General features: G+C 71.5%; 13 protein-coding genes. 4 read left to right on the forward strand and 9 right to left on the reverse strand.

The features are described from left to right. Positions 1–27: 27 nt before the first annotated feature. Genes NS283_RS09555 through NS283_RS09575 form a run of 5 tightly spaced genes read right to left on the reverse strand, consistent with a single transcriptional unit; the run spans position 28 to position 5,543 of the window. Positions 28–615, reverse strand: a complete 588-nt coding sequence (locus NS283_RS09555; RefSeq protein WP_193752660.1) for a TetR/AcrR family transcriptional regulator — start codon at positions 613–615, stop codon at positions 28–30. Then, on the reverse strand, positions 612–1,397 hold the full coding sequence (locus tag NS283_RS09560) for an HpcH/HpaI aldolase/citrate lyase family protein (protein WP_058596634.1): 786 nt from the start codon (positions 1,395–1,397) through the stop codon (positions 612–614). Before NS283_RS09560 ends, NS283_RS09555 begins: the two co-directional genes overlap by 4 nt. Continuing rightward, on the reverse strand, positions 1,397–1,939 hold the full coding sequence (locus tag NS283_RS09565) for a MaoC family dehydratase (RefSeq protein WP_058596635.1): 543 nt from the start codon (positions 1,937–1,939) through the stop codon (positions 1,397–1,399). The genes NS283_RS09560 and NS283_RS09565 overlap by 1 nt, the downstream gene beginning before the upstream one ends. Then, entirely contained in the window at positions 1,936–3,987 is a 2,052-nt protein-coding gene (locus NS283_RS09570) for an ATP-binding protein (RefSeq protein WP_081317354.1), read from the reverse strand. Before NS283_RS09570 ends, NS283_RS09565 begins: the two co-directional genes overlap by 4 nt. A 5-nt stretch (positions 3,988–3,992) precedes the next feature. After that, positions 3,993–5,543: a carboxyl transferase domain-containing protein gene (locus NS283_RS09575; RefSeq protein WP_058596636.1), complete on the reverse strand. Its 1,551-nt coding sequence runs from the start codon at positions 5,541–5,543 to the stop codon at positions 3,993–3,995. Positions 5,544–5,784: 241 nt separating this feature from the next. Here NS283_RS09575 and NS283_RS09580 point away from each other — a divergent pair, with 241 nt between their 5' ends. Continuing rightward, positions 5,785–6,132: a hypothetical protein gene (locus tag NS283_RS09580; RefSeq protein ID WP_058596637.1), complete on the forward strand. Its 348-nt coding sequence runs from the start codon at positions 5,785–5,787 to the stop codon at positions 6,130–6,132. A gap of 104 nt (positions 6,133–6,236) precedes the next feature. Here NS283_RS09580 and NS283_RS09585 read toward each other — a convergent pair whose 3' ends face one another. The 4 genes from NS283_RS09585 to NS283_RS09595 form a co-directional block, all read right to left on the reverse strand. Beyond that, the gene (locus NS283_RS09585; RefSeq protein WP_058596644.1) at positions 6,237–7,682 is read right to left on the reverse strand and encodes an SDR family oxidoreductase; all 1,446 of its coding nucleotides are present in this window, start codon (positions 7,680–7,682) and stop codon (positions 6,237–6,239) included. Positions 7,683–7,921: 239 nt separating this feature from the next. Next, complete coding sequence (locus NS283_RS18895) at positions 7,922–8,080, reverse strand: hypothetical protein (RefSeq protein WP_193752661.1); 159 nt, start codon at positions 8,078–8,080, stop codon at positions 7,922–7,924. A 136-nt stretch (positions 8,081–8,216) separates the two neighbouring features. Next, entirely contained in the window at positions 8,217–9,473 is a 1,257-nt protein-coding gene (locus NS283_RS09590) for a glycosyl hydrolase family 18 protein (protein ID WP_081317355.1), read from the reverse strand. A gap of 90 nt (positions 9,474–9,563) precedes the next feature. Further along, the gene (locus NS283_RS09595; protein ID WP_058596639.1) at positions 9,564–10,670 is read right to left on the reverse strand and encodes an acyltransferase family protein; all 1,107 of its coding nucleotides are present in this window, start codon (positions 10,668–10,670) and stop codon (positions 9,564–9,566) included. 335 nt (positions 10,671–11,005) lie between these two features. On the opposite strand from NS283_RS09595, the gene NS283_RS09600 reads away from it, so the two are divergent. Genes NS283_RS09600 through NS283_RS18900 form a run of 3 tightly spaced genes read left to right on the forward strand, consistent with a single transcriptional unit; the run spans position 11,006 to position 14,574 of the window. Continuing rightward, the gene (locus NS283_RS09600) at positions 11,006–12,841 is read left to right on the forward strand and encodes an AMP-dependent synthetase/ligase (RefSeq protein ID WP_058596640.1); all 1,836 of its coding nucleotides are present in this window, start codon (positions 11,006–11,008) and stop codon (positions 12,839–12,841) included. Continuing rightward, positions 12,838–13,758, forward strand: coding sequence for a DUF1295 domain-containing protein (locus tag NS283_RS09605; protein ID WP_058596641.1), 921 nt, complete (start codon positions 12,838–12,840; stop codon positions 13,756–13,758). Before NS283_RS09600 ends, NS283_RS09605 begins: the two co-directional genes overlap by 4 nt. A gap of 36 nt (positions 13,759–13,794) precedes the next feature. Continuing rightward, positions 13,795–14,574: a hypothetical protein gene (locus NS283_RS18900; RefSeq protein WP_058596642.1), complete on the forward strand. Its 780-nt coding sequence runs from the start codon at positions 13,795–13,797 to the stop codon at positions 14,572–14,574. The last annotated feature ends 175 nt before the right edge of the window (positions 14,575–14,749 follow it).

Consider the following 14,749-nt stretch of genomic DNA (forward strand, 5'->3'; position numbering starts at 1 on the left):
CCCCAGCCCCGGCCCCGCACCGCGACGTCAGCCGCCGACTGCCCCCACCAGCGCGCGCAGGGCCATCGCGGCCAGGATCTCCGCCGCGCGGTCGCCGGTCGAGTCGGCGCTGTGCGGGGTCGAGTTGAGCAGGCCGAAGGTGCCGAGGAGGCGCGTCTGGCGCTCGGCCGCATCGAGTTCGGGACGGACGGATGCCAGGACGGCATCCCATTCCTGCACGTACTGCCGCTGCAGACTCCGGACCTGGTGGTTCGCGTCAGCGGGCAGTTGGGCGAGCTCGCGGTCCTGGATGCGGATCGTGTCGGGGTCGGCCGTCGCGAAGTCGAGGTGGAAGCGGACGAGCCTCGACAGGACCTCGTCGGGGGTCCCGGCCTCGGAGACCAGGGCGCGGCCGCCCTCGAGCAGGCGGCGGCTGGCGTCGATCAGCAGCTCGGCGAGGAGCGCCTCTTTGCTGGGGAAATAGTTGTACAGAGCGGGCCCGCTCATCCCCACGGCTTCGCCGAGTTCGACCGTCGACACGGCCGCGAAGCCCCGCTCGGCGAACAGCGCCGCCGCCGAACGCATCAGCGACGCCCGGCGGTTGGCCTTCTGCGTCGCCCGCCAGGTCGCTGTCACCGCAGCATCTCGCGCGCCTGCCGCAGCACCGGCTCGTCGATCATGCGCCCGCGGAAGCGGAACACCCCGGGCTGCCCCTCCGCCTCGGCGAGCACGGCCCGCGCCCACTCGCGCTCGGTGTCGGTGCTCGCATAGGCCGCGCGGATCGTGGCGACCTGCGTCGGGTGGATGCACGCGGTGGCGGTGAAGCCGGAGGCGGCGGCATCCTCGCACTCGGCGCTCAGGCCCTCGAGGTCGGCGATGTCGAGGTGCACCGCGTCGATCGCGTCCTTGCCGTGGGCTCGAGCGGCGAGGAGTACGGTCGCGCGCGCCGTCCGGGCGACGTCGCGGTAGCGGCCGTCGGCGAAGCGGCTCGAGCGACCGTTCATGCTCGCGATGAGGTCTTCGGCGCCCCACATCAGCCCGGCGGTGGCGGGGTGCCCGGCGATCTCGGCGGCGTTCACCACGCCGCGCGCGGTCTCGCACAGCGCGAGTACGCGCAGGCCCGGGGTGGTGGCGATGTCGGCTGCGGACTCGGCCTTGGCGAGCATCACGGTCGTGTACGCGGTCTCGCGCACGGCGAGAAGGTCGAGCGCGTGCTCAGGGTTTCCCGCGGGATTCAGGCGAACGATCACGCGCTCGGGGTCGAGCGTGCTCGCGGCGAGCGCCTCGCGCGCCCGCTCCTTGTCGGCCGGGGCCACGGCATCCTCGAGGTCGAGGATGACGGTGTCGGCCGCCGCGGCCGCCTTGGCGTAGCGGTCGGGGCGGTCGGCCGGGCAGAACAGCAGGGCGGGGCCGTGCATCAAGGCTCCTCCTCGGGGTTGCGGTCAGGGACCGGGTCGGGGCCGGGCGCGGTCGCGGGGCCCGAAGCGGACGCGGGGCTCACGAGCATGAGGGTCGAGCGGCGCGCTTCGGCGACCACCACCCCATTCTGGTTGCGCATCGTGTGGGCGAACTCCACGATCCCCTGGCCGGGCCGCGAGGTCGACAGGCGTTTGCCCGCGATGAGCGTCTCGGCGTACAGGGTGTCGCCGACGCGCACGGGCGCCGGGAAGCGCACGTCACTGAACCCCAGGTTCGCGACGATCGTGCCCTGGGTCAGCTGCGCGACCGAGAGTCCGACCATCGTCGACAGCGTGAACATGCTGTTCACCAGACGCTCCCCGAACTCGGTCGACGCCGACCACGCGGCATCCAGGTGCAGCGACTGCGTGTTCATCGTGAGGGTCGTGAAGAGCACGTTGTCGGCCTCGGTCACCGTGCGGCCCGGGCTGTGCACGTAGGTCGCGCCCTCTTCGAGCTCGTCGAAGTACAGCCCTCTCTGGATGATCCGGATGCCACTCACTCCCCGCCCCTTTCGTCGGCCGCGTTGGGATCGGTCGGCGTCTCCGCGCCTGCCCGCGCACCGTCCGGCTCGCCGCCGTCAGCGTCGGGTGCGACCACCGCCAGCGCCTGCCCGCGCGCGACCACGTCGCCGACCGCCGCCTGCAGCCTCACCGTCCCCGCGACGCTCGATCGCACCACGTGCTCCATCTTCATGGCCTCCACCGCGAGCACCGCGTCGCCCACCCCCACCGTCGCCCCGTCGGCGACGTGCACCATCACCACGGTGCCGGGCATGGGTGAGACGAGCTGCGGGTCGGCGTCCGCCGCCGCGTCGGCGCGGTGCACCGCTCGCACGACCTCGACCCGTCGCACCGCCCCGCCCCGCGCGATCCACGCGCCGTCGGCGTCGACCTCGGCCGCAAGGGTCCGCGTACGACCGTCGAGGGTGACCGACACAAGACCGTCGTCGTGCCGGGCGATCCGCGCGGACTCCCGCTCGCCGGGCTGCGTGGGCGCCACGACCGCGAGCGTCTCCCCCGTCCCGGTCACCTCGACCGTGCGCTGCTCCCCGCCGAGCGCGAGACGGTAGCGGCGCGGCGCGGGTGTCCCCAACCGCCAGCCGTCGCGGCGTCGCCACGGCTCCCGCGCGCGCGAGGCCGTGGCATCCAGGATCAGAGCCGCCTCCGCGAGAGCGCGCTCGTCGACCTCCTCGGTCGTGAGCCCCTCGAGCTCCCGAGCGATCAACCCGGTGTCGAGAGCGCCCGCCACCACGTCCGGAAGCTCGAGCAACCGCCGCAAAAACTCGACGTTCGTCGCGAAGCCGAACACCGCGGTGTCGCCGAGCGCCGCGACGAGCCGCCGCCGCGCGCTCTCGCGATCGGGCCCCCACGCGATGATCTTCGCGAGCATCGGGTCGTAGTCGACCGAGACGTCGAGGCCGTCCTCGAGCGCCGTGTCGACGCGGATCCCCTCCCCGCCGGGGTGCCGGACGCGCACGACGTGACCGCCCGTCGGCAGGAATCCGGATGCCGGGTCCTCGGCGTACACGCGCGCCTCGATCGCGTGCCCGGTGAGGCTGACGGCATCCTGGGTCAGTGTCAGGGGCTCGCCGGCGGCGATCCGCAGCTGCTGCTCGACCAGGTCGAGGCCCGTGACCTCTTCGGTGACCGGATGCTCGACCTGCAGGCGCGTATTCATCTCCATGAAGAAGAACTCCTCGGGCGCCTCGGCCGACACGATGAACTCCACCGTCCCGGCGCCGCGATAGTCGACGCTGCGCGCCGTCTCGCACGCCGCTCGGCCGATGCGCGCGCGGGTCTCGGCGTCGAGCAGGGGCGACGGCGCCTCTTCGATGACCTTCTGGTGACGGCGCTGCAGCGAGCACTCGCGCTCGCCCAGGTGCACGACCCCGCCGTGCGCGTCGGCGAGCACCTGCACCTCGATGTGGCGCGGAGCCCGGACGTAACGCTCGAGGAACAGGGTGTCGTCGCCGAAGCTCGCCGCTGCTTCGCGCCGGGCGGCGGCGATCGCCCCCGCCAGCGCTCCGGGCGCCTCGACGACGTGCATGCCCTTGCCTCCGCCGCCCGCCGAGGGCTTGATGAGGAGCGGGTAGCCGACGTCGGCGCCGGCGGCGATCAGCTCGTCGTCGGTCATGCCCGCGCGCGCGACCCCCGGAACGGTCGGCACCCCGCGCGCCTCGACCGCGTGCTTGGCCGAGATCTTGTCACCCATGACGCGGATCGCCTCGGCACTCGGCCCGATGAAGACGATCCCGGCCTCCTCGCAGGCCTGCGCGAAGGCGGCGTTCTCGGCGAGGAATCCGTAAGCGGGATGGATCGCCTCGGCGCCGGTCTCGCGCGCCGCGCGGATCACGGCGTCGACGTCGAGATAGCTCCGCGCCGCCGGCGCCGGTCCCAGGCGCACCGCGACATCGGCGAGGTGGACGTGGCGGGCCCCGGCATCCGCATCGCTGTAGACGGCGACCGAGCGGATGCCGAGACGGCGGAGCGTGCGGATGATGCGGCAGGCGATCTCGCCGCGGTTCGCGATCAGAACGGTGGAGAACATGCGGGTCACATCCGGAATACGCCGTAGCCCGGCGCGTCGAGGGGCGAACGGGTGATCACGTCGAGGGCGAGGGCGAGCACGTCGCGGGTCTGCGACGGCTCGATGATCCCGTCATCCCACAGCCGGGCCGTGGAGTAGTACGGGCTCCCCTGCCGCTCGTACTGCTCGCGGACCGGCGCCTCGAAGGCGGCCTGCTCCTCAGCCGACCACTCGCCGCCGCCGGCCTCGATCTGGTCGCGGCGGACGGTGGAGAGGACGGATGCCGCCTGCGGGCCGCCCATGACCGAGACGCGCGCGCCGGGCCAGAGCCAGAGGAAGCGCGGCGAGTACGCGCGTCCGCACATCGAGTAGGTGCCGGCGCCGAAGGAGCCACCGACGACGACCGTGAGCTTGGGCACCGAGGCGCACGCGACGGCGTTGACCATCTTCGCGCCGTGCTTGGCGATGCCGCCCGACTCGTACTCGCGGCCGACCATGAACCCGGTGATGTTCTGCAGGAACACCAGGGGGATGCCGCGCTGGTCGCACAGCTCGATGAAGTGCGCCCCCTTGAGGGCCGATTCGCCGAAGAGGACGCCGTTGTTCGCGATGATCCCGACCCGGTGCCCCTCGATGCGGGCGAAGGCGGTGACGAGGGTCTCACCGTACTCGCGCTTGAACTCGTGGATGCTGCCGGCATCCACGATCCGGGCGAGGATCTCGCGGGCGTCGTAGGGGGTCGTGAGCTCGATCGGCACGATGTCCTCGAGCGCGCGCGGGTCTTTCTCGGGGTCAGCGGCGGGTTCCGGCATCCGCTGTTCGGGGGGAGGCAGGGTCGCGACGATGTCGCGCACGATCTCGAGCGCGTGGGCGTCGTTCTCGGCGAGGTGGTCGGCGACGCCCGACACGCGGGTGTGCACGACCCCGCCGCCGAGATCTTCGGCCGTGACGACTTCTCCGGTCGCGGCCTTCACGAGCGGCGGTCCGCCGAGGAAGATCGTGCCCTGGTTCCGCACGATCACCGTCTCGTCGCTCATCGCCGGGACGTACGCGCCGCCCGCGGTCGACGAACCGAGCACGGCCGCGATCTGGGGGATGCCGTCGCGCGACATCCGTGCCTGGTTGTAGAAGATGCGACCGAAGTGGTCGCGGTCGGGGAAGACCTCGTCCTGCATCGGGAGGAAGGCACCGCCCGAGTCGACGAGATAGACGCACGGAAGGCGGTTCTCCGCGGCGATCTCCTGCGCGCGCAGGTGCTTCTTCACCGTGATCGGGAAGTAGCTGCCGCCCTTCACGGTCGCGTCGTTGGCGACCACCATCACGTGCCGGCCGTGGACGAGGCCGATCCCCGCGACCACACCGCCGGCGGGGCAGTCGCCGCCGTACATCCCGTAGGCCGCGAGCGGCGCGACCTCGAGGAACGGGCTGCCGACGTCGAGCAGCGCGTCGATGCGGTCCCGGACGAGCATCTTGCCGCGGGCGACGTGGCGTTCGCGCGCGGCATCCGGTCCGCCCCTCGCGATCGTCTCTCGCCGCTCGCGCAGCTCGGCGACGAGTTCGCGGTAGCCCTGCGTCATGACAACTCCTCGTTGAGTTACCGATCAGTAATGGAGTTAGATTACGGCTCGGTAATCGAGTTGTCTACGTGTCGGCGCCCGCCCCCGGTTGAGTGTCCAAGAAACCCGGACGCCTCGGAAAAACGTCCGGGTGTTTTGGACACTCACCGCGCTCAACCGCCTCGCGCCCTGCCCTGACACGCCTCGCGCCGCCCCGCTCGCCGCACCGCCCCGCGCCCCGCCGACGCTTAGGCTCAACGCCATGCGCAGCGACTGGATCACGCACCGACGCCCCGACGGCGAGGTGCTCGGGTGGATGGAGCCGCACGGCGACGGCTTCGTCGTCGTCGACCTGCTCGGCCGGCGTTCGGCCGAGGCGGTCGATTGGCTGACCGCTGAGGAGACGCTCGAGGAGCGCGGGATCGGCTACCTCGCCGACATGTACGAGCTGCGCCTCGACGACGGGTCGTGGCTGCGGGTGCGCATCGCCGAGGTCTCGACCTCCGGCATCCGGGTCAAGAAAGACGACTGGGGCGCCGTCGGGGCGCCGCAGCTGTTCTACGACCTGGCGTTCCCGGTCGACGAGGCGGTGCTGCGGCCTCTGGGGTAGCCGCCGTCATCCCGTCGAGTGTCCAGAACACGCCGTAACAGCCCCACCCATAACGGCGTGTTCTGGACAATCGACGATGGGCTCGCGAGCGCCGAGCGCCGAGCTCACCACGAGCTCTTGCGGTAGTCCTTCAGGAAGATGCCGAAGAGGTCTTCGCCGGCCTCGCCGCGCACGATCGGGTCGTACACGCGGGCGGCGCCGTCGACGAGGTCGAGCGGGGCGTGGAACCCCTCCTCGGCGAGGCGCACCTTGGTGAAGTGCGGACGCTCGTCGGTGATCCAGCCGGTGTCGACGGCGGTCATCAGGATGCCGTCGGACTCGAACATCTCGCGCGCGCTCGTGCGCGTGAGCATGTTCAGCGCGGCCTTCGCCATGTTCGTGTGCGGGTGGCCGGGGCCCTTGTAGCCGCGGCCGAACACGCCCTCCATCGCCGAGACGTTGACGATGTACTTCCGCCGCGCCGCCGACGCGGCCATCGCCGGGCGCAACCGGCTCACGAGCAGGAACGGCGCCGTCATGTTCGCCAGCTGCACCTCGAGCATCTCGAGGGGCTCGACCTGGTCGACGTGCTGCGTCCAGCTGTTGATGCGGTCCTCGTCGGGCACGAGCCCGCCCGCGTCGATCGCGGTTCCCGCGGCCAGGCGCTCGAGCGACGACGAGCCCGCCGCCATCGCCTCGGCGGTCAGCTCCTCGGCCGTGCGCGCGGCCGACGCGAGGATCGGGTGCGCCGACACCGACTGCGCGAGCGCAAGCGGGTGCGCGTCGTTGGTGTGGCCGAACGTGACCAGCTCGGGCAGCGGCCCGTCCGGGAGCGGTGCGAGTTCGGCATCCACCAGGGGTTTGTACGCACCCGGCGAGCGCCGCACGGTCTGCGCGGCGTTGTTGATCAGGATGTCGAGCGGACCATCGGATGCCACGGACTCGGCGAGTCCGATCACCTGGGCGGGGTCGCGCAGGTCGATGCCCACGACCTTGAGCCGGTGCAGCCAGTCCGCGCTGTCGGGGAGCGACGAGAAGCGCCGCACCGCGTCGCGCGGGAAGCGGGTCGTGATCGTGGTGTGCGCGCCGTCGCGGAGCAGCCGCAGCGCGATGTACATGCCGATCTTCGCGCGGCCGCCGGTGAGCAACGCGCGCTTGCCGGTGAGGTCGGTGCGCGCGTCGCGCTTGGCGTGGCTCATCGCCGCGCAGTCGGGGCAGAGCTGGTGGTAGAACGCGTCGACGAGGGTGTAGTCCTCTTTGCAGATGTAGCAGGCGCGGGCTTTGATCAGCTCTCCGGCGAACGGCGTGGTCGTGCGGGTCGCGAGCGGGATGCCGCGCGTCTCGTCGTCGATGCGGTCGGCGGCACCGGTCGCCGTGGCGGCCACGACCGCGCGGTCGGCATCGGCGATGCGCTGGCGCTTCTCGCGCCGCGACTGCCGCTTGACGTCCTTGTAGAGCTTGCCCGTCTGTCGGCGCAGCGCGATGTACGCGGGGTCTTCACGATCGAGCGACGACGCCGCGTCGATGACGCGCAGCGCGATCTCGAGCTCGGTGGGATCGATGGATGCCACGCGCTCGACGTCGGGCGCGGCACCGGAGTCTGTGGCATCCGGATCCGTACCGGTCACCGGCGCGGCGGCATCCGGCGCGGCGACGCGATCGGCGTCACGATCGGGGCTGGGGGGTGTTTCGGGCACAGGGAAGTGTACCGAGGGCTCGCTGGACGCGGGATGGGTCTCCGCCCCGGGATTCGCTCGATCGCCGCAATGCCGGTGCGAGCCCTGCCCTCAGGGCTCGGGGCGAGGGTGGGCTACTGCTTACCGCCGTCGACCCAGCGCGTGTGGGCCTTCAGCGCGTGCAGCACGGCCAAGCGCACGACGAAGTACGTCACCAGACCGATGACCGCGAGCGCGACCAGCCAGCCGAGCAGAAGAATGAGCAGGTGGGCGCCTCCGACAGCTGAGAACATCCAGCGAGCCTAGCCGCGGGGCGGCCGAGACTCCAGGGCGGCGGCTCAGCGGCCCGTCTCCGATGAGGCGGTGACCTCTCAGCGGACGGCCCGTGGGCGCACGGCCGACAGCGCGACCGAGGAGGGCGGCGGCCGCTCAGCCGACCGGTCGGCGGCGGACGGAGGCGACGACCAGCGCGACGGCCCCGAGGAGGGCGGCGATCGCCCCGATGACGCCGCCCGCGACGAGCCCTGACGAGTCCTGACCGCTCGCGGCGAGGACGCCGGTTGCGGGCGTGGGGGTGCCCGTCGGAACCGGGGCGGGCTCCGCGGTCGGGGTCGTCGTCGGGTTCGCGGTCGGTGTGGGCGTCGGTGTGGGCGTCGGTGTCGGCGTCGGTGTCGGTGTCGGTGTGGGCAGCGGCTCGTCGATCGCCGCCCGCATCACGGCCGCCCACTTCCACGGCGCCTGTGTCCCGCCGGGGAGCGAGTTGAAGTACTCCCATCCCGCGACGCCGCCGAACGTGGGGGTCGTGGCCTTGATCTCTTGAATCGACGCCGTCAGCTCATCGAGCGGGACCCACCCGTCCCCGCAGTTGTCGGGGTTCGTGAGGGCGGCGATCACGATCTTCGCCGCCGGAATCCCGGCGCCCTTCGTGCTCTGGTAGTCGACGATCTCGCCATAGTCCGCCGCGGTGGGATCGCCCCACCCGCAATAGAACTGCGTATTGAACCAGTCGATGGAGTCCCCCGAGCTGCGGTAGAGGTCGTCGTAGTCGAATCCCGAGAGATTGTCCTCCCCGACCAGCGCCGCGGTCACCGGCGACAGCGTGATGAGGAACGACGGACCGAAGTCGGCGCTCAGGTCGGCGATCACCCTCTCGACCACCGAGATGTCGGTGTCGGTCTCGACGTCGAGATCGATGCCGTCGAGCGCGTGCGCCTCGACGAAGTCCCGGAGCCGCGCGTACTGCACGTCGTAGTCGTCGGTCAGGCTCTGCCAGGTGGCATTCTGCGCGCCGCCGATCATGCCGACGACGGCGACCCCCGACCGCTGGATCTCGGCCAGTTCGCTCCACATCGTGTCGAAGGCGGGATCGTCCGGCAGAAGGTCGTTGAGCTTCAGGACGTCGGCGTTCATGTGCACCGCGGCGAGGTTCACGACGTCGACGCCCGTGTTCTCGGTCACGAGGGGCAACGGCGAGATGTACGCACCCGTCGATCCGTCGACGAACTGCTTCTGGTAGTACACGACGACCCGCCCGCTGTCGCGCACGACGGTTCCGGATGCCGTCGACCCGGCCGTCTCGGCCGCCGATGCCGCGCCGGTTCCTCCGCCGAATGCGAGGGTCAGCGCGACGACGGCGCCTCCCACGATCACCCGAGTACCAAGCGTCTTCCTTGCGCGCCGCGTCATGTCCGCCCCCTGTCCTCGTCACAGAATGCCGTTCCAGCGGCATCCTGGTCCAGTCGACGCCCGCCACACCGGGCGTGGGGGCGCTGCGCGTCAGCGGTTCGCGGCGAGGTGCACCCCGGGCGCCGAAGCGGAGCGCACCGTGGCCCGCGACCGGTCATACCGCAGCAGCCACCGCTGCGCCGGGATCTCGATGAGCTTGTGCATCGCCCAGGCGAGGCCGAGGGCGATGCCGAAAGCGGCGAGCGCGAGCGGCACGGCCTGTCGCCAGGGCAGCTGCGGGTGTCCGTCGGGCCACGCCGACGACACCGACGCGATGACGAGCAGATGCACGAGGTAGAACGCGAACGACACCCGTCCGAGTTCCTGCCAGAGGGGCCGCGCGAGGAAGGTCGAGTTCGCCCGGGCGTCGGCGTTCGCGAGCGAGGCGACGAGCAGAGCGTAGAACCCCACGGTCGCGGCGAGGCCCGGGTGGATGTCGGTGCCGGGCAGGGTCGGCGCCTCCGACAGCGCGTAGCCGGCGACCGCGAGCGGCACGGCGACGATCAGGCGCACGGGCTGCCACGCGCTCTTCTTCATCAGCAGCGCGAGGCTCACGCCGATCACGAACTCGGGCATTCGCAGCAACGGGGTCGACGCGGCCGACATCGGGATCGGCGACATCGACGCGATCTGCGGCGCGAGGGCGGCGACGACGAGGGATGCCACGACCACGACGCCGAGGGCCCGGTTCGAGGCGCGCGCGAGGGGGCGGATGAGGAACGGGAAGGTGAGATAGAAGAACGCCTCGCACACGAGCGACCAGCTCGCGGGATTGCCCGCCTGCCACCAGTCGGGAACCCAGCCGTTGACGAGGAAGACGTTCGCGACCACGGGCGCGGTGCCGTCGGCGCGGATCTCGGGCACGAGAGTGGCCGCGGCGATCAGCGCGAGCCCGACCCCGACGAGGTGCAGGGGGTAGATCCGCGCGATGCGGTGCCACCAGAACGACCGCGCGGTCTGCTGCGGCTTGTACCCCCACGCGAGGACGAAGCCCGAGAGGATGAAGAACAACGTCACGCCGGTCTTCCCGGCCTCGAAGAGGTTCCCCCAGATCACGCCCGGAGTGCCGCCGAAGTACTCGACGGCCATGAGGTGGTGCCCGAAGATGAGCATCGCGGTCGCCCATCGCAGCCCCGTCAGCGACGGCAGGTTGCGCACCTTGTCGAGGGGACCGGGGCTCGTCGCGATCGGAGCGACGACGGGGGCAGTGAGCGTGCTGATGGTGATCGCCTCCCGTGTCGTAACCGAGCGCGATCGCGTGCCCGTCGACGACGCCGCCTATGGAGTCGACCTGAGCACGTGAAGTCGCGCAGACCGGGTGAGACGGTACACCGCCCGGGTGAGGAGATCCCTGAGAGGGGTGGGGCTTGACTCCGAGGCCCCGCCCGGCGGACGACTCCGATACGCAAGCCCCATCCGATTCGCGCACTCCTCCGAACAGGTGTCGGCGGCTCGTTTTCTCCGACGGCCGCGCTCTCGCACCCGGAGGAAAGATGCTCGAGACGACCATGCCCGCTTTGGCGAGCCTCGAAGCGTTCGGCAACGTGACCGACCTTCTCGTTCGCCGCGCCGCCGACGCCCCCGACCACGTCGCCTTCGACGTACCGGCCGACGATCCCGCATCGTGGCGCCCCGTGACCACCGCCGCATTCCTGGGCGACGTCCGGGCCCTCGCGAAAGGGATGATGGGTGCCGGCCTGGTGGCGGGCGACAGAGTCGCCATCATGGCGCCCACGCGCTACGAGTGGGCCGTCGCCGACCTGGCCACCTGGTTCGCCGGCGGCGTCGTCGTCCCGGTCTACGACTCGTCCTCGGCCTCGCAGGTCGACGCGATCGTGCACGACGCCGGCGTACGCCTGGCCATCGCGGGGTCGAGGGCTCACGCCGACCTGTTGACCAGGGCACTCGTGGGGACTGACGCGATCGGAACCTGGGCGATGCGCGGGGTCGACGGCATCCGGTCGCTCGACGATCTCACCGGTCGTGGAACACACGTCACCGACGCCGAGCTCGAGACCCGTCGCACTCTGGCGGGGCACCACGACCCCGCGACCATCGTCTACACCTCGGGAACGACCGGCGAGCCGAAGGGGGCCGTGCTCACGCACTCGAACTTCCTCGGGCAGGTGCTCAACATCGCCGCGGCCTACCGGGAAGTGGTCACCCCGACGGGGAACACCATCATCTTCCTGCCTCTCGCCCACGTGCTCGCCCGGGGTCTGCAGCTCATCTGCATCGCGAGCGGCATGCGCATCGCGCATCTGTCGGAACCATCCCGAGTCGTGCCCGCGCTCTCGGTGCTCCGCCCGACGTTCCTCGTCGTCGTGCCGCGCGTGCTGCAGAAGATCCAGGCCGCGGCTGCGGATAAGGCGGCCCGCATGAGGCTCGGTCCGGTCTGGGAGCGTGCCGTGTCGACCGCCGTCGCCCGGGGTCGTCTGGCCGAGAAACAGGATGCCGGACGTCGGAGCCGCGCCCCGCGAGGCCTCCGTGTGCGCGGGGCGGTGTTCGACGCGCTCTTCTACTCGCGGCTGCGCGCGATCATGGGAGGCCGCGTGGACTACATCCTTTCAGGCGGGGCGACGCTCGACGGCGCCCTGTCGCTGTTCTTCCGAGGGATCGGGGTTCCGGTCATCGAGGGCTACGGACTCACCGAGACCACCGCTCCGCTCACGGGTAACCTGCCCGGCCGCATCGTGTCGGGCACGGTCGGCCTCCCCCTGCCCGGCTCGACGGTGCGCATCAGCCCCGAGGGCGAAGTGCTCGCTCGCGGAGTGGGTGTGTTCGCCGGCTACCGCGATCCTCGCCACGATGCCGAGGCCTTCGTCGACGGGTTCTTCCGCACCGGAGACCTGGGGCGCATCGACGACGGCGGACGCCTGATCCTCGAGGGCCGCATGAAAGACGTCATCGTCACCTCGAACGGCAAGACCGTGGTCCCGGCCCGCTGGGAGGGCGCGGTCGAGGCGAGCCCCCTCGTGCAGCACGCCGTCATGGTCGGCGAGGGCAAGCCGTACCTGTCGGCCCTGCTCATCCTCGATCCCGCGGAGTCGGCCGCGTGGGCGGCATCCCACGGATCGACGTTCGCAACGGGCTCACCCGGAGAGGTCCGAGCCATCGACGAGCCCCGTCTCCGCGCCCACCTGCAGCCCACCGTCGACGCCGCCAACGCCCTGGTGGCGCGGAGCGAGCAGGTACGCCGCTTCACGCTCGTGCTCGCCGACCTCGACGACCACGAGCTCGTCACCCCCACCCTGAAAATCAAGCGCCGCGAGGTTCTGCACCGCGCCGCCGACACGATCGACACGCTGTACCGAGGAGCCGCATCATGACCGCACCCGTGCCCCCGACGACGGAGCGAGCCGGCGGCTCGCAGAATCGAGCGGCGGTCGTCGCCGTCGTCGTCGCCCTCGCGATCGGCGCGGGCCTGGCCGCGGCCGGCAGCTCTCGCGGCGCGCAAGTCGGCGGCATCCCGGTGTTCGCCCTCGCGGTGACGGCGGCCTACGTCATCCAGTTCCTCATCTTCATCCCTTCGGCGCTGCGTCGGACCGAGCGCTTCTTCGACCTCACCGGGAGCCTCACGTTCATCACCGTGTCGATCGCCCTCGCACTGCTCGCTCCCCAGCAAGACGCGCGGGGATGGATCCTCGCCGCGATGGTGATCGTGTGGGCGGCGCGACTCGGCTCGTTCCTCTTCGCGCGCGTCCACCGCTCGGGTTCCGACGGGCGTTTCGACGAGATCAAGACGCGGCCGCTGCGCTTCTTCCAGGTGTGGTGCATCCAGGGTCTCTGGGTCTCCCTCACCGCCTCGGCCGCGTGGATCGCGATGAGCGCGGATGCCGCCGGCCGGGCGCCCCTCGACGGTTTCGTGATCGCCGGGATCGTCGTCTGGCTGCTCGGGATGGCGTTCGAGGTCGTCGCCGACCTGCAGAAGCAGGCGTTCCGCGCCGACCCCGCCAACAGGGGCGAGTTCATCCGCACGGGCCTGTGGTCGCGCTCGCGCCACCCCAACTACTTCGGCGAGATCCTCGTGTGGATCGGGGTCTTCCTCGTGGCGGCGCCCGTTCTGCAGGGGTGGCAGTGGATCGCCGTGCTCTCGCCGCTCTTCGTCATCCTGCTCCTCACCCGGGTCAGCGGCATCCCGCTGCTCGAAAAGCGCGCCGACGAGCGCTGGGGCGACCGCGCCGACTACCGCGCCTATCGCGACCGCACGCCGGTGCTGATCCCGGCGCTGACCGCACGGCGGTAAGGGCACAGCCGCGGATGACTTCCTAGAGTGGATGCCATGCGGCGAACGACGAAGACCTTCGCACTGACCGTGGGCGCCCTGGCGCTCCTCACCGCGTGCTCGCCGGCGGCCGATCCGACCCCGCTGAGCACGGAGACCGCGGCGGCCCCGGCATCCCCGACCCCCACGGGCGGGACGGCGGTCACCTCGCCCCGCGAGTGCGAAGATGTCGACCTCATCGCGGACGCGAGAGTGACGGGCTCCGACCTCTCGGCGTGCGTGATCGCGTTCTCGCGCGCGGCCGGCAGCGGGCACCTGACCCTGCAGTCCGCCGATCTGAGCGGGGAGGCCGACTTCGTCTTCGGCGACGATCCCGCCACCTCGGGGTCGGTCACCGGCCCCGACGGGACGAACGACTTCGTGCTCACCCCGACCGAGGCCTGGGTCACGTTCGACGGGGCCTGGGTGAAGGCCGACCCGTCGAGCGGCGACTACCGCGCCGTCATCGCCTCGACCATCGGTGAGTCGTACCGAGCTCTCGCCGACCCCGCGGCCGCGGCATCCCTTCTCGCCTCCGCCCCCTCCTGGACGGTGCAGACCGGCCAGGACACGGTGGCCCTGCCCGACGGCACCGACGTGCGCGCCTGGCGGGTGCAGGCCGATGCGCCCTTCTCGGCCGCGGGCGTCGACGTCAGCGAGATGATCGTGTGGCTCGGCGAGGGGCACCGCGTCGTGGCCACGCAGGCCACAGGGACCTTCGGGGGCGTGCAGACCACATCCCTGCAGCAGTTCACGCGGTGGGGCGAGCCGGTGACGATCGAGGTGCCGAAGGGCTGAGTCCGCGCGGCGCGCGCCGGGGTTCCCGGGTGGCGAGCGGAGGAGATGGGGTGCGCGGAGGACCGAGCCGCGGCATCCTTCCTCCCTCCGCCCCATCTCCTCCCCTCGTCACCACCGGCTCGCTCACGCCTCCCCCTCCCGGGTCGCGGCGAGCTGCTCCTCCCAGTCCGCGGGC

The organism is Microbacterium testaceum, from assembly GCF_001476285.1.
Lineage (GTDB): Bacteria > Actinomycetota > Actinomycetes > Actinomycetales > Microbacteriaceae > Microbacterium > Microbacterium testaceum_B.

Coding starts and splice junctions, on each gene's coding strand:
- NS283_RS18895 (WP_193752661.1), bottom strand. CDS start 8,080: ATGTTCTCAGCTGTCGGAGGCGCCCACCTGCTCATTCTTCTGCTCGGC.
- NS283_RS09580 (WP_058596637.1), top strand. CDS start 5,785: ATGCGCAGCGACTGGATCACGCACCGACGCCCCGACGGCGAGGTGCTC.
- NS283_RS09590 (WP_081317355.1), bottom strand. CDS start 9,473: ATGACGCGGCGCGCAAGGAAGACGCTTGGTACTCGGGTGATCGTGGGA.
- NS283_RS09570 (WP_081317354.1), bottom strand. CDS start 3,987: ATGTTCTCCACCGTTCTGATCGCGAACCGCGGCGAGATCGCCTGCCGC.
- NS283_RS09600 (WP_058596640.1), top strand. CDS start 11,006: ATGCTCGAGACGACCATGCCCGCTTTGGCGAGCCTCGAAGCGTTCGGC.
- NS283_RS18900 (WP_058596642.1), top strand. CDS start 13,795: ATGCGGCGAACGACGAAGACCTTCGCACTGACCGTGGGCGCCCTGGCG.
- NS283_RS09605 (WP_058596641.1), top strand. CDS start 12,838: ATGACCGCACCCGTGCCCCCGACGACGGAGCGAGCCGGCGGCTCGCAG.
- NS283_RS09560 (WP_058596634.1), bottom strand. CDS start 1,397: ATGCACGGCCCCGCCCTGCTGTTCTGCCCGGCCGACCGCCCCGACCGC.
- NS283_RS09575 (WP_058596636.1), bottom strand. CDS start 5,543: ATGACGCAGGGCTACCGCGAACTCGTCGCCGAGCTGCGCGAGCGGCGA.